This window comes from Amorphus orientalis (genome assembly GCF_030814015.1).
GTDB lineage: Bacteria > Pseudomonadota > Alphaproteobacteria > Rhizobiales > Amorphaceae > Amorphus > Amorphus orientalis.
The window spans coordinates 309,358-321,275 of sequence record NZ_JAUSUL010000003.1; the positions used below are offsets into that span (position 1 = coordinate 309,358).

14 protein-coding genes are annotated in these 11,918 nt (G+C 69.6%); 8 read left to right on the top strand and 6 right to left on the bottom strand.

The annotated features are described in order from the left end of the window. Positions 1-24: 24 nt before the first annotated feature. From J2S73_RS15905 to J2S73_RS15915, 3 genes are read right to left on the bottom strand one after another with little or no spacing between them, the layout of a single operon-like run. A complete protein-coding gene (locus tag J2S73_RS15905; protein ID WP_306886606.1) occupies positions 25-276 on the bottom strand; it encodes a DUF4170 domain-containing protein in 252 nt (83 codons plus the stop codon). 52 nt (positions 277-328) lie between these two features. Continuing rightward, positions 329-1,162: a 3'(2'),5'-bisphosphate nucleotidase CysQ gene (locus J2S73_RS15910; RefSeq protein ID WP_306886607.1), complete on the bottom strand. Its 834-nt coding sequence runs from the start codon at positions 1,160-1,162 to the stop codon at positions 329-331. After that, positions 1,149-2,492, bottom strand: a complete 1,344-nt coding sequence (locus tag J2S73_RS15915; RefSeq protein ID WP_306886608.1) for a TldD/PmbA family protein — start codon at positions 2,490-2,492, stop codon at positions 1,149-1,151. Before J2S73_RS15915 ends, J2S73_RS15910 begins: the two co-directional genes overlap by 14 nt. Before the next feature lie 327 nt (positions 2,493-2,819). Between J2S73_RS15915 and J2S73_RS15920 the strand changes: the two genes are divergently transcribed. Then, positions 2,820-3,380 carry a DUF6101 family protein gene (locus J2S73_RS15920; protein ID WP_306886609.1) on the top strand — a complete coding sequence of 187 codons (561 nt, stop codon included), beginning with the start codon at positions 2,820-2,822 and terminating at the stop codon, positions 3,378-3,380. Positions 3,381-3,634: 254 nt separating this feature from the next. Here the strand turns inward: J2S73_RS15920 and ubiA are convergent, their stop codons facing one another. Beyond that, complete coding sequence (gene ubiA, locus J2S73_RS15925) at positions 3,635-4,576, bottom strand: 4-hydroxybenzoate octaprenyltransferase (protein WP_306886610.1); 942 nt, start codon at positions 4,574-4,576, stop codon at positions 3,635-3,637. 149 nt (positions 4,577-4,725) lie between these two features. Between ubiA and purD the strand changes: the two genes are divergently transcribed. The 5 genes from purD (at position 4,726) to J2S73_RS15950 (ending at position 8,619) form a co-directional block, all read left to right on the top strand. Then, positions 4,726-5,991: a phosphoribosylamine--glycine ligase gene (gene purD, locus J2S73_RS15930; protein ID WP_306886817.1), complete on the top strand. Its 1,266-nt coding sequence runs from the start codon at positions 4,726-4,728 to the stop codon at positions 5,989-5,991. 170 nt (positions 5,992-6,161) lie between these two features. Next, entirely contained in the window at positions 6,162-6,554 is a 393-nt protein-coding gene (locus J2S73_RS15935) for a DUF4345 domain-containing protein (protein WP_306886818.1), read from the top strand. Between the two features lie 234 nt (positions 6,555-6,788). Beyond that, positions 6,789-7,148 carry a YciI family protein gene (locus tag J2S73_RS15940; protein ID WP_306886611.1) on the top strand — a complete coding sequence of 120 codons (360 nt, stop codon included), beginning with the start codon at positions 6,789-6,791 and terminating at the stop codon, positions 7,146-7,148. 61 nt (positions 7,149-7,209) lie between these two features. Next, positions 7,210-7,593, top strand: coding sequence for a DUF1428 domain-containing protein (locus J2S73_RS15945; protein ID WP_306886612.1), 384 nt, complete (start codon positions 7,210-7,212; stop codon positions 7,591-7,593). A 96-nt stretch (positions 7,594-7,689) separates the two neighbouring features. Then, positions 7,690-8,619 (top strand): alpha/beta fold hydrolase, encoded by a 930-nt coding sequence (locus J2S73_RS15950; RefSeq protein WP_306886613.1) that lies wholly within the window; start codon positions 7,690-7,692, stop codon positions 8,617-8,619. Between the two features lie 24 nt (positions 8,620-8,643). Here the strand turns inward: J2S73_RS15950 and J2S73_RS15955 are convergent, their stop codons facing one another. After that, a complete protein-coding gene (locus J2S73_RS15955; protein ID WP_370874445.1) occupies positions 8,644-9,117 on the bottom strand; it encodes a nucleoside deaminase in 474 nt (157 codons plus the stop codon). Between J2S73_RS15955 and J2S73_RS15960 the strand changes: the two genes are divergently transcribed. Next, entirely contained in the window at positions 9,116-10,600 is a 1,485-nt protein-coding gene (locus J2S73_RS15960) for a pseudouridine synthase (RefSeq protein WP_306886614.1), read from the top strand. The genes J2S73_RS15955 and J2S73_RS15960 overlap by 2 nt on opposite strands. Next, positions 10,597-11,172: a 16S rRNA (guanine(966)-N(2))-methyltransferase RsmD gene (gene rsmD, locus J2S73_RS15965; RefSeq protein WP_306886615.1), complete on the top strand. Its 576-nt coding sequence runs from the start codon at positions 10,597-10,599 to the stop codon at positions 11,170-11,172. The genes J2S73_RS15960 and rsmD overlap by 4 nt, the downstream gene beginning before the upstream one ends. A gap of 15 nt (positions 11,173-11,187) precedes the next feature. Here the strand turns inward: rsmD and J2S73_RS15970 are convergent, their stop codons facing one another. Continuing rightward, the gene (locus tag J2S73_RS15970; RefSeq protein ID WP_306886616.1) at positions 11,188-11,916 is read right to left on the bottom strand and encodes a nucleotidyltransferase family protein; all 729 of its coding nucleotides are present in this window, start codon (positions 11,914-11,916) and stop codon (positions 11,188-11,190) included. Positions 11,917-11,918: the final 2 nt, after the last annotated feature.

The following is an 11,918-nucleotide window of genomic DNA, read 5'->3' on the forward strand; positions in this document are numbered from 1 at the left end:
GTCACAGGCCCTTGGCGGCGGCGCTCAGACATGCGGATCGTCGCTGGACTCCGGATCGAGCAGCCGGTGCATGTGAACGATGAAATACCGCATGTGGGCGTTGTCGACGGACTCCTGCGCCTTGCCGCGCCAGGCGTCGTAGGCCGACTTGTAATTCGGATAGATCCCGACGATGTCGAGCTGAGTGAGGTCGCGGAATTCGATGCTGTCGAGATGCACCAGCTCGCCACCGAAGACGAGATGAAGCAGCTGTTTCGGCTGGTTGCCTTCGGTCATCCGATCACCCCTTAGCGAACATCAAAACCGGCCCGGATCGGGCCTCGGCCGATCAGGCGTCTGCCGTCGAACGATCCGACAACGTGGTCTTGAGCAGCGACAGCAGCGCCCCGTGGAGCGGCGCGCCCGATGCGGCGATCGGCGGATGAACCGGATGGTCCCGGTTATAGAGGACCGGATCCCCCGAAAGCTGCGACAGGCGACCACCGGCTTCGTGCACCAAAAGGTCCGCGCCCGCAAGGTCCCAATCGCTCGGTCCGCTGGTCGATGCCGCCCCGTCCAGCCGCCCGGCGGAAACCAGCGCGATCCGGTAGGCGAGCGAGGGGACCACCGGGGCCGCCTCGATGCCGGCGGACCGCGCCGCCTGATGCCCGGTGACCTTGCGCGGGCCGGCCAGCCGGGCGCCGCCGAGCCCCGCCCGGTCGGCTGTGGAAAGCCGGGTCCCGCCCAGCCAGGCGCCGCGCCCCTTGGCTGCCAGGAACATCTCGTCGCGGCGGGGGCAGTAGACGGCAGCGGCGGTCGGACGCCCCTCGGTCACCACGGCAAGCGAGATGGTCCATTCGTCGGCGCCGCGGAGAAAGGCCCGTGTGCCGTCGATCGGGTCGACCACGAACACCGAGGCCCGCGCCAGGCGCTCCGAGGTGTCGGCGGACTCTTCCGAGAGCCAGCCGTAATCCGGCCGTTCGCCGGACAGACGCGTCCGCAGAAACCGGTCGACGGCGAGATCGGCCTCGGAAACCGGCGAATTGTCGCCCTTGGTCCACTGCTTGACCGAGCCATCGAAATAGCCGAGCGCGATCCGCCCCGCCTCCCGTGCGGCGGCTTCCAGAAGGCCCGTATCGGTGCCCAGATCCGTGCCGGGAAGGGTCGCGTTATCGTCCGGCAATCGTCATTCCTTTGATCGCGATCGTCGGTGTGTTGACGACGCGGTTTTCCTCGAGGTCATCGGCAACGATCATATTGAGGAACATGTCGCCGAGATTGCCGGCGATGGTGATCTCGCTCACCGGGTAGGCAATTTCGCCGGCCTCGATCCAGAACCCGGCGGCGCCGCGTGAGTAGTCGCCGGTCACGAGATTGACGCCCTGGCCGATCAGCTCGGTCACGAACAGGCCGTCGCCGATCTCGCGCAGCAGCTCCTCCCGGGACATCTGCCCGGCCGCCAGCGTCACATTGGTGGGGCCGGGCGACGGCGCACCCACGCCCCGGCGCGCCCGGCCGTTGCTTTCCAGACCGAGTTCGCGGGCGCTCGCGCTGTCGAGCAGCCAGCTCTTGAGGACGCCGTTCTCGACCAGCTCCAGCGGGCCGCCCGCGATCCCCTCCCCGTCGAAGGGACGCGACGCCAGGCCGCGCGGCCGGAACGGATCGTCGGTGATGGTCACGCCGTCGGCGAAGATCTTCTCTCCCATCTTGGACTGCAGGAAACTGGTCTTGCGCGCCACGGCGGCGGCGTTGATCGCGCCCAGGAGATGCCCCACGAGGCTCGAGGCGATGCGCGGCTCGAACACGACCGAGCCCTTGCGGGTGGTGATCTTTTCCGGCTCCAGCCGCCGCACGGCCCGCTCGCCGGCACGGGCTCCGATCCAGTCGTCCTCGGGCATGTCGGCGAGGTGTACCCGCCCTTCGGACCAGTAATCGCGCTCCATCCGCGTGCCGTCGCCGGCGATCGCCGAGGCGCCGCGGCCGTGGCGGGTGACCCGGTAGCCGCCGGAAAACCCGTCGGAGGTCACCAGGACCACCCCGCCCGACGAGGCGGAGGCCGACGCACCGCCGGAGCGGGTCACGCCGGCGACGTCCAGCATCGCCGCCTCGACCCGGTGCGCCGCGCTGGTCAGGACGTCGGCATCCGGAAACACCGCATCTTCCAGATCCAGGGCCGCCTCGCTCTGGCCGAGCCGGTCCCGGTCCGCAAGGCCTGCGAACGGGTCTTCCGGCGCGACCTTCGCCATGGCGACGGCGCGATCGGCCAGCGTCCCCGGATCTTCCGTCATGTTAGCCGAGACCACCGCCGACCGGCGCCCGACGAAGACCCGCAGACCGAGATCCGCGCTCTCGGAGCGTTCGGTCTCTTCCACCTTGCCCTCGCGCACGTCGACCGAAAGGGCGGTGCCGTGGACGACGACCGCATCGGCAGCGTCCGCGCCGGCGCTGCGCGCGGCGGCCACGAGGCGCTCGGCGCAGTCGGCAAGCTGGGAAAGGTCGGTCTGGTCGGTCATGAAACGTCCTGCGGTCCGGAATGGAACGACACCGGGCGGCCGACGGGCGCGACCGGAACCGGGCCCGCCCGTGAGGCGGTGCAACTTGTTCGCTTGATCCGTCATGTACGGAGCGGCGCCATCCGGCGCAACCGCCGCAGCGCTTTGCCGCTGCTTTCAGCGCTGTGGGGCCTGGCCGGCCAAAGGTGGTTTAAGAAAGGTTCCCGCGATCTCCGGAATTGCGACGCCCCGTTTAATGGGGCCGAAAAGTGGCGCCCCTATAGTGGCCTCATGACGACGCGGATCGGCACGCAAGAAACCGCCGACCGCTTCAGTAGGAGAGCACACATGATCCAGGCCGTTCCAGAGACGGAGGCGCGCGCCCTTGCTGCCAACGACGATGCGCAGCCGTGCCAGCTCCCGAGCAAGCTGTGCATTCCGGGCGCCCACGAAACCCTGCACGTCCACATCGATCGCGACCGTGCGCTGCTGCGCCGGGTGAGCGCGGAAGGCACGGAGACCGCGGTGGTCCCGATGGCCGCCTATCGCGGCGTCGCGGTCAGCGCGACCTACGAAGCCGCCACCGGGCCGGTGTTCCAGGTGACGCTCTGCCACCCGGATCCGAGCCTCTCGGTGCCGCTGGCATCCGGCTCCTGCACGTCGGAAGTCGGCATCGCCTGGCGGTCGTGGGCCGCGGCCCTGGAGCGCCCGCTCCTGGTGCTGGACACCGACGGCAGCGTGTCGGCCCGGCTCGACCGGATGGGCGCCATCTTCGCGGAAAAGCCCCTGCCCCGTCGCAAGGGCTCCCCGGTCGTCGGCCGGCGCTCGCGCTTCGCCCGCCGTCGCGACTTCGGCCGCCCGACCGGCGAAGTCTGCCGCGGCGAACGCGAGATCATCGCGCGGAATTAGGGTTGTCTTTGCCGCTCACGCCAGCGCGCTACCGCCCGCGGCTGCGCTAGCGCGGCCTCCGGCCGGCGCGCGGGCGCGCGCTGTTGGTGATGTCCGGCTAGGCCTCAGATGGTCATGATTGCTGGAAACCAGATTTTGCGAGGCAACCCGTTTCGGGCTCGCAGGAATGCTCCCCAGAGCACGACGGTCCGGCGGCCGGTGAGGCCACCCAGCCGGAGCAGGTGCGCGAAGCGCATTCGGCGTGAAGATCCCGCTCAGAAAAGCCCGGCGTTGCGCACCAGCCCGTCGGCGACGATGCCGAGGAAGAAGATCCAGCCGGCATGCCAGTTGGAGCGGAACAGCTTCAGGCAGACCATCGGTTCGGCGATGTCGAGCACCTTGATCTGCCAGGCCAGATGCGCGGCGAACCCGCCCAGTCCAAGGAAGGCGAGCGGCCCCACACCGGCGAGATAGGTGGCCAGCGCGAGCACGGCGACGGTTGCGGTCGCGAACGCCGACAGGATCGGCTTGGTCCGCGGCCCGAACAGGAGCGCCGTCGACTTGATCCCGACCAGGACGTCGTCCTCCTTGTCCTGGTGCGCGTAGATCGTGTCGTAGAAGATCGTCCACAGGATCGACCCGGCATAGATCAGCAGCGCCGGCCAGGCGAGCGCGCCGAACACCGACGTCCAGCCCAGGAACGCACCCCACGAGAACGCCAGCCCGAGCACGAACTGGGGCCAGTAGGTGATCCGCTTCATGAACGGGTAGATCGCCACCACCAGCAGCGAGCACAGCCCCATGATGATCGTGAAGCGGTTGAACTGGAGCAGCACCGCGAGCCCGATCAGGGACAGGATCACCATGAACACCGCCGCCTGGCGCCGGGTCACCTGGCCGGAGGGGATCGGGCGCCCGCGGGTGCGGTAGACCTGGGCGTCGAGATCCTTGTCGACGATGTCGTTGAAGACGCAGCCCGCGCCGCGCATGGCCACCGCTCCGATCAGGAACAGCAGCCAGTGCCACGGATTGGGGATCGCATAGCCTGCCGCGTCGCTGGCCAGCGCCAGCGACCACCAGCACGGCCACAAAAGAAGCTGCCAGCCGACCGGCCGCTCCAGCCGCGCCATGCGGGCATAGGGCAGGAACCAGGCCGGCGAGTAGCGTTCGACCCAGTGGCCTTTGACGGTGTCGGGGAGCGACGCGCTTTCAGTCATCGGACGGTTCCGGCCTTGTCTGCGGTTAACCCTCCGGAAATCGCGCAGTCCCGCCTGCCGGTCAAGGCACGTCCGCTCGACCCCCGCGCGCGGCGGTGCTAGGGGAAGGCGTCCATTCCCGACATCCGAGAGACATGACCACCCGCACCATGAACATCCTGCTGATCGGCGGCGGCGGCCGCGAACATGCGCTCGCCTGGGCCCTCAAGAAGTCCCCGCGCATTCATCGCCTGATCGCCGCACCCGGCAATCCGGGCATCGCCGCGATCGCGGAAACCGCAAAGCTCGACGCCGCCGATCACGCCGCCGTTGTCGCCTTCTGCCGCGACACCGCGATCGATCTGGTGGTCATCGGGCCCGAGGCGCCCCTGGTTGCCGGCCTCGCCGACGATCTCGAGGCGGCCGGCATCCGCGTCTTCGGCCCGTCGAAGGCGGCGAGCGCGCTGGAGGGATCGAAGGCCTTCACCAAGGAACTGTGCGCCGAGGCCGGCATTCCCACCGCCGCGTTCCGGCGCGCCGCCACCCTGGAAGCCGGATTGGCCGCCCTCCAGGAGATGGGCGCGCCGATCGTCGTGAAGGCGGACGGGCTCGCGGCCGGCAAGGGTGTGGTCGTCGCCGAGACCCTCGAAGAGGCAACCAAAGCCATCGAAGCCTGCTTTTCGGGCGCCTTCGGCGACGCCGGGGCGGAAGTCGTGCTGGAGGAGAAGCTGGTCGGCGAGGAGGCGAGCTTCTTTGCCGTGACCGACGGCGAGACCGTGGTTCCGCTCGCCACCGCCCAGGACCACAAGCGCACGTTCGACGGCGACCGGGGCCCCAACACCGGCGGAATGGGCGCCTACTCGCCGGCGCCGGTCATGACCGATGACATGATCGCGCGGACCATGTCGGAAATCGTCGAGCCGACGGTGGCCGCCATGCGTGCCCGCGGCACGCCGGTGCGCGGCGTGCTCTATGCCGGCCTGATGATCACCGACGAGGGCCCGCAGCTGATCGAATACAATGTCCGCTTCGGCGATCCGGAATGCCAGGTCCTGATGATGCGGCTGACGAGCGATCTGGCCGAGCTCCTGATGGCCGCCGCCGAGGGCACCCTCGCGGAGACCGAGGTCACCTGGTCCGACGACGCGGCGCTCACCGTGGTGATGGCCACCCGGGGCTACCCCGGTCCGGTCGAGCGCGGCAGCGGGATCCGCGGCCTGGAGGCCATCGACGATCCCGATACGGTCGTGTTCCACGCCGGCACCAGCCTCGACGGAAGCAGGCTCGTCGCCAGCGGCGGCCGCGTCCTGACCGTGACCGCGACGGGCGCGACCATCGCGGAAGCGCGCGAGCGGGCCTATGCGGCCGTGGCGAAGATCGACTGGCCGGAAGGCTTTTTCCGCTCCGACATCGGCAATCGGGCGCTGGACCGGTAGGAGCTGCCGCGCAAAGCCCACCCATGTGCGCCATCGCGCCCCCATGCCCGGTGGGCACGGATCCGCCGACCCTCTCGCTGCGTAGCGGACACGAAACGACAAGCCGTCGGCGGCCTCCGCCGGCGGCTTGTCACTTTCCGGACGCGACACGCAAGAGAGGCGCCATGACCATGCCGAACAGCAAACGCCTCCTCCAGGCGATGGTGGCCGTCCTTGCACTGGTGCCGGTCTCCGCCGGGTTGGCCGGCGTCCTCCTCGGACCGTCCGCGTTTGCGCCGTCGGGCGACTGGCCGGTCGATCTCGACAGCCATTTTCATTATCTGTCCGGGATCTTTCTGGCGATCGGGCTCGCCTTCTGGGCGACGGTGCCCGCCATCGAACGCAAGACGACCCTTTTTCGGCTGGCGGCCGCGGCGGTCGTCTTAGGCGGAGCGGCCCGGCTCCTGTCGCTGGTTGTCGACGGCGTCCCCTCCCCGCCGCATCTCGTCGGGCTCTGCCTCGAACTCGTCGTGACGCCGCTTCTCGTCGTCTGGCAGGCACGCGTCGCGCGCGCCACCGACTGACGGTGACTGTTCGGCCAACGCCTATGATCCGAGCGGCGGCAGCGACCGGATGGCGGCTTCGGGCCGCCCTTGCGGCGGCTGGTCGTCAGGCACCGAGGCGACCCCTTGCCCTTCGCCGCGCTTCACGGTCATCTATGCAACAAAAAATTGCTGCGTTCGAATCCTGATCGCGGCCGTTCGGCGTTGTTATGGGCGGACGGCTTCCGGTGCCGTCGGAAATGGGAGGCGGCGGCCATGCGCGTGATGGTTCTGGTGAAGGCGACAGAGACGTCCGAGGCCGGCGTGATGCCCACGTCCGAGCTGCTCGAGGCGATGGGCGCCTTCAACGATCAGTTGAGCGCAGCGGGAATCCTGCGCGACGGGGGCGGCCTGAAGCCGACCTCGAAAGGCAAGCGCGTCGCGTTCGACGGTGAAGGCCGAACCGTGATCGACGGACCGTTCAGCGAAACCGGGGAGCTCGTCGCGGGATTCTGGATCTGGGAGGTGAAGGACCTCGAGGAGGCCGTGGCATGGGTGAAGCGCTGCCCCAACCCGATGCCCGGCCCGAGCGAGATCGAGATCCGCCCGTTCTACGAAGAAGCCGATTTCGCCTGAGCGCCGCCGGGGCAATCGGGCTGCGCCTTTCGTATTTCACCGAATGCAATCGAGGTCGGACATGTCCTACGTGGATGGATTCGTCATTGCCGTTCCTGCCGCCAACAAGCAGGCCTTCATCGACCATGCCCGCGTCGGCGACGGCGTCTTCATGGATCTCGGCGCAACGCGCGTTGTGGAATGCTGGGAAGACGACGTGCCCGACGGAACGGTGACGGATTTCCGCCGCGCCGTGCAGGCAACTGCCGACGAGAAGGTGGTGTTCTCGTGGATCGAATGGCCCGACAAGGCGACGCGCGACGCCGCCATGGCCAAGATGATGGAGATGATGTCCGATCCGTCGAAGGTCGATCCGCGGATGGATCCGGCGAAGAACCCCATGCCGTTCGACGGCAAGCGGCTCGTTTTCGGCGGCTTCGCGCCGGTCGTCAGCCTGCCCGACTGAGGAGCAGGCCGGGCCGGAGAGCCCATCCTTGCGCTCCCGCGCCTCGACCGGCATGCTCGCCGTTCTTTCCGATGGTCCCGGTCCCGCGAGGTCTCAATGCGCGAACTTCCCGAGCTCTTTTCCGGATTTCGCTCGGAGACCATCGAAGGCGACGGGACCGACATTTTCTGCCGGATCGGAGGGGAAGGGCCGCCGCTGGTCTGCCTGCACGGCTTTCCCGAGACCCACGCCATGTGGCACCGGATCGCCCCGGCGCTCGCCGCGCGCTACACGGTCGTCCTGCCCGACCTGCGCGGTTACGGCCAGAGCGGGATGGTCGGCGCGGGGGCGGACGTCACGGCCTATTCGAAGCGGGCCATGGCCAAGGACGTCGTGGCCGTCATGAACCGTCTGGGCTATTCCAGCTTCCGGGTGGCGGGTCACGACCGCGGCGGCCGGGTGGCCTATCGGCTGGCGCTTGATTTCCCCGAGGTCGTGGAAAAGCTGGCGTTGCTCGACATCATTCCGACGGCTGCCATGTGGGACGGGATCACCGTTCAGCGGGCGCTTGCCGCCTATCACTGGCTGTTCCTGGCCCAGAACGAGCCGATGCCGGAGCTGCTGATCGCCCGTGCCCCGATCCAGTATCTCGACTACACGATGGCGGCCTGGACCAAATCCGGCAACCTGACCTCGTTCGACGAGCGCGCGCTGGCCCACTATCGGGCCTTCTACAAACAGACGGAGCGGATGCACGCCACCTGCGAGGACTACCGCGCCGGCGCCACCGCCGACTGGGACGACGATCGCGCCGATCAGGAAGCCGGCCGGAAGATCGCGGCGCCCACTCTGGTGCTTTGGGGGTCCCACGGCATCCCGGGGCACGGCATCGGCCCGCTCAGGATCTGGGAAGACTGGGCGGAGAACGTCGAGGGCCACGAGATCGAGTCGGGACATTTCCTGTGCGAGGAAGCCCCCGACGAAACGCTCGCTGCCCTGCTCCTGTTCTTCGAGGAACCGGAAGCCGACGAGGATGCCCCGCAGTAGAGCCGGGGCCGGAGCGCGACGGGCTCAGCGCCGATCGCGGAAGAAGTCGCGCAGCAGCGACGCCGCCTCGGTCTCGCCGAGACCGCCATAGACCTCCGGCGCGTGATGGCAGGTCGGCTGCGAGAAGACGCGCGGGCCATGCTCCACCCCGCCGCCCTTCGGATCGGCGGCTCCGAAATAGAGCCGGCGCAGACGGGCAAACGAGATCGCGCCGGCACACATCGGGCACGGTTCAAGGGTGACATAGAGATCGCAGCCGGTGAGCCGCTCGTCGGCGAGCGCCCGGCACGCCTCCCGGATTGCCAGGATTTCGGCGTGCGCGGTCGGGTCGAACAGTTCCCGCGTGCGGTTTCCGGCGGACGCGACGAGCGTTCCGTCCTTGACGATCGCCGCGCCGACGGGCACCTCTCCCCGGGCCGCCGCGGCCCGCGCCTCGTTGAGAGCCGTGTCCATGAAGGACGATGCCGCAGGCCGCTCTTTACTGGCAGTTTCCGTCATGACCGATCCGTCCACTCCCCCGTCCCAAGACCGCATCGCCAAGGTGATCGCCCGCGCCGGCCTCTGTTCGCGCCGCGAGGCGGAAGCCTGGATTGCCGAGGGCCGCGTCGCGGTCAACGGGGTCACCCTCGTCACGCCCGCCGTCACCGTCGGCCCCCGCGACACCGTCACCGTGGACGGCCACGAACTGCCCACCAAGGAGCGCACCCGCCTGTGGCTTTACCACAAGCCGCGCGGCCTGGTGACCACCACGCGCGACCCGGAGGGCCGCCCGACGGTGTTCGAGCGCCTGCCGACCGACCTGCCGCGCGTGATCTCGGTCGGCCGCCTCGACATCAACACCGAGGGTCTGCTGCTCCTCACCAATGACGGCGGCCTCGCCCGCGTTCTCGAACTGCCGGCGACCGGCTGGCTGCGCAAATACCGGGTGCGCGCCCACGGCCAGGTGACCCAGGCGGATCTGGACAAGCTGAAGGACGGGATCGCCGTCGACGGGATCCTGTACGGGGCCATCGAGGCGACCCTCGACCAGGTCCAGGGCACCAACGTCTGGATCACGATGGGGCTTCGCGAAGGCAAGAACCGCGAAGTGAAGAACGTGCTGACGGCGCTGGGACTGCAGGTGACCCGGCTGATCCGGATCTCCTTCGGTCCGTTCCAGCTCGGCGAACTCTCGCTCGGCACCGTGACCGAAGTGCCCGGCCGCACCCTGCGCGACCAGCTCGGCCGGAAGCTGGCCGCCGAGGCCAATGCCGATTTCACCGCGCCGATCACCCACCAGACCGGGCGCTCCGAGCCGCAGGCCGGATCGGCGCAGACCGCCGGTCGCGGATCCAGGCGCGACGACGCGGGCACAAGGCCGCGCCGCGAGGGGCGCCCGATGACCAGCGACAAGCGCCGCGCCCGCAGCCGGGCCGACGAGCGCACCGGCCCGTCCGACCGCCCCCGCCACGGACGCCCGGACCGGGAGGAGCGCCCGGCGCGGTTCGAGGCCCGCGAAGGCGGACCGGAGGGACGGCGGCCGCCCCGTGGAGGCGGCACCTACGCACCCGGGGACCGCCCCCGGAGAGACGAAGGGACAGACGGGCGCGGCGAGCGGAAGGACCGGAAGGGCGGATTTTCCGGACGCGGAGAGGACGCGCGCGGCGACCGCCCGGTGCGCGGGCGACGGCCCGAAGACAGCCCGGGCGGAAAGGGCGCGGGACGCCCGCCCCGCCGGGGCGGAGACTCTCCGGCCCGCTCGACCGGAGACAGGGCCGGCCCGCGGCCGGAGCGGTCGGATCGCCCAGGGCAGGAGGCTGGCTCCGCCGGCGCCGCAAAGCGGTCTGGCCCTAGGACCGGAGGCGATGAGCGTCCGCGCGGCCGGCCGGGCGGAAAGCCCGGAGCCGGCGCACCCGCTGGCAAGAAACCGTCTCGCGGCAACGGCCGGCCACCCTCCGGCGGCCAGCGCCCGTCCGGCCCGGGCAAGGGACCCCGCCGGTGAGGATCGTCGGCGGCCGCTTTCGCGGTCAGCGGCTGTCCGCGCCGTCCGGGATGGCCACCCGGCCCACGACGGACCGCCTGCGCGAGGCCATCTTCAACATTCTGGAACACGGCTACGACGATCCGGTCGACGGCGCGCGCGTGCTCGATCTTTTCGCAGGAACCGGTGCGCTCGGTCTGGAAGCCCTCTCCCGGGGCGCGAAGTTCACGCTGTTCGTGGAACAGGCGGCGGGCGCGCGCGGCTGCCTGCGCGAAAATGCCGACGCGCTCGGGCTCACCGGCCTTGTGCGCATCTGGCGCCGCGACGCCACGAAACTGGGCCCGGTGGGGACGCTCGCCCCGTTTGACATCGCCGTCTGCGACCCGCCTTACGGACAGGGGCTGGGCACGGCGGCGCTGGCATCGGCCCTTGCCGGCGGCTGGCTGAAGCCGGGCGCGCTGTGCGTTCTGGAGGAGACGGTTCGCGAGGAGATCGACGCGCTCGACGGGTTCGACGTGCTGGAACGCCGGACCTATGGCGACACCGCCGTCACGTTCCTGAGGGCTGCATCGGCCCCGGACGAACCCGCCTGATCGGCGGGCGGCGCCTCAGGCCGCACTCTCCGCAATGGCCGCCTCGGCGTCCTTGATCGCGCGCGGCGTGCCGACGTGCAGCCACAGCCCGTCCATCCGCACGCCGTACATGCGCCCGTCGGAAATCGCCCGATCGAACAGCGTGTTGAGCGAGAAAGCGCCGTCCGGCGCGTTTTCGAACATGCGTGGCGCGAGGATCGCCGCTCCGGCGTAGGCAAACGGCGCGACAAGGCGCTCCTGACGCCGGATGATGTGGCCGTCGGTCGCCAGATCGAAATCCCCCGATCCGTCATAGCCGACCGACGTCACCGTCGGCGCCAGCATGAGCAGCCCGTCCATGCGGTCCGGATCCCACGCTTCGGCGAGCCGGATCAGGTTCGGCCGGGCCCCCTCGATCCAGAACGTGTCGGCGTTCAGGAGAAAGAAGGGCTGCTCGCCCAGATGCGGGAGCGCCTTGGCGATGCCGCCGCCGGTATCCAGCAGCGCGGCGCGCTCGTCGGAGATCACGATCTTCGGCGACGGGCGCCGGGTCAGATGCACCTCCACCAGATCGGCCAGATAGTGGACGTTGACCACCGCCTCCTCGACGCCGGCGGCCTCCAGCCGTTCCAGGCCGTAGTCGATCAGCGCCCGTCCGGCGACCTCCACGAGGGGTTTCGGCGTGGTTGCGGTGACGGGGCGCATCCGCTTGCCGAGACCGGCGGCAAGGATCATGGCGCGTTTCGGAAAATGCTCAGTCGACATGG

Bases quoted from the DNA above. Each gene is read 5' to 3' on its own strand.
- J2S73_RS15905 (WP_306886606.1), bottom strand. From the start codon at position 276: ATGACCGAAGGCAACCAGCCGAAACAGCTGCTTCATCTCGTCTTCGGT.
- J2S73_RS15915 (WP_306886608.1), bottom strand. From the start codon at position 2,492: ATGACCGACCAGACCGACCTTTCCCAGCTTGCCGACTGCGCCGAGCGC.
- J2S73_RS15920 (WP_306886609.1), top strand. From the start codon at position 2,820: ATGATCCAGGCCGTTCCAGAGACGGAGGCGCGCGCCCTTGCTGCCAAC.
- ubiA (WP_306886610.1), bottom strand. From the start codon at position 4,576: ATGACTGAAAGCGCGTCGCTCCCCGACACCGTCAAAGGCCACTGGGTC.
- purD (WP_306886817.1), top strand. From the start codon at position 4,726: ATGAACATCCTGCTGATCGGCGGCGGCGGCCGCGAACATGCGCTCGCC.
- J2S73_RS15935 (WP_306886818.1), top strand. From the start codon at position 6,162: ATGCCGAACAGCAAACGCCTCCTCCAGGCGATGGTGGCCGTCCTTGCA.
- J2S73_RS15940 (WP_306886611.1), top strand. From the start codon at position 6,789: ATGCGCGTGATGGTTCTGGTGAAGGCGACAGAGACGTCCGAGGCCGGC.
- J2S73_RS15945 (WP_306886612.1), top strand. From the start codon at position 7,210: ATGTCCTACGTGGATGGATTCGTCATTGCCGTTCCTGCCGCCAACAAG.
- J2S73_RS15950 (WP_306886613.1), top strand. From the start codon at position 7,690: ATGCGCGAACTTCCCGAGCTCTTTTCCGGATTTCGCTCGGAGACCATC.
- J2S73_RS15960 (WP_306886614.1), top strand. From the start codon at position 9,116: ATGACCGATCCGTCCACTCCCCCGTCCCAAGACCGCATCGCCAAGGTG.
- J2S73_RS15955 (WP_370874445.1), bottom strand. From the start codon at position 9,117: ATGACGGAAACTGCCAGTAAAGAGCGGCCTGCGGCATCGTCCTTCATG.
- J2S73_RS15970 (WP_306886616.1), bottom strand. From the start codon at position 11,916: ATGTCGACTGAGCATTTTCCGAAACGCGCCATGATCCTTGCCGCCGGT.